The following is a 456-nucleotide window of genomic DNA, read 5'->3' as shown; positions in this document are numbered from 1 at the left end:
TCGACCATGCGCCTTGGGGCCCCGACGCCATCGCGCGCAATCAAAAGCTCGCGGTAGCCGCTCGGCGCCGCATCCGGCAGCGGCTCGACATGATGGTTGAGCTTGATCACCGAACCATGCGCGTCGTGCCGGTACTGCTTCTGGCCGCGGCGGATCGGCTGCACGTGATCGGAGCGAATGCCGGCGTCCTGCTGCCAGAACCGCAGCATCGGCTCGAGATTGTTGGTGGAGAGGCCGATGTCGATGACGTTCTTTGCCAGTTGCATCCGCCTGCCGCCCCAAGACCAAGTGTCCGCGATGGACCGAGCCAGCTATGCAGGGATCACGTCATTGCGCAAGCACCACGGTCACTTCCTGAGCAGCGGGATCTGCAGATTGGTCGGCCGGTTCTGCTCGGTGTCGAAGCCGCGACCGTCGACATTGCGGGCGCCCCAGAACAGGAGATCGCCCCTGAGA

General features: G+C 64.5%; 1 protein-coding gene. It reads right to left on the bottom strand.

Annotated features, from left to right (window positions below; genetic code table 11):
• Positions 1–266 (bottom strand): hypothetical protein (locus V6F78_RS22275; protein ID WP_332728343.1); only part of this gene is annotated, 266 nt, incomplete at its 3' end.
• Between the last annotated feature and the right edge of the window lie 190 nt (positions 267–456).

The sequence above is a fragment of the Pseudomonas sp. ESBL9 genome, from assembly GCF_036668715.1.
GTDB classification, from domain to species: Bacteria; Pseudomonadota; Gammaproteobacteria; order Pseudomonadales; family Pseudomonadaceae; genus Aquipseudomonas; species Aquipseudomonas lundensis.
Note: the sequence above shows the minus strand (reverse complement) of the source record. Positions and strands in the feature narration are given on the sequence as shown.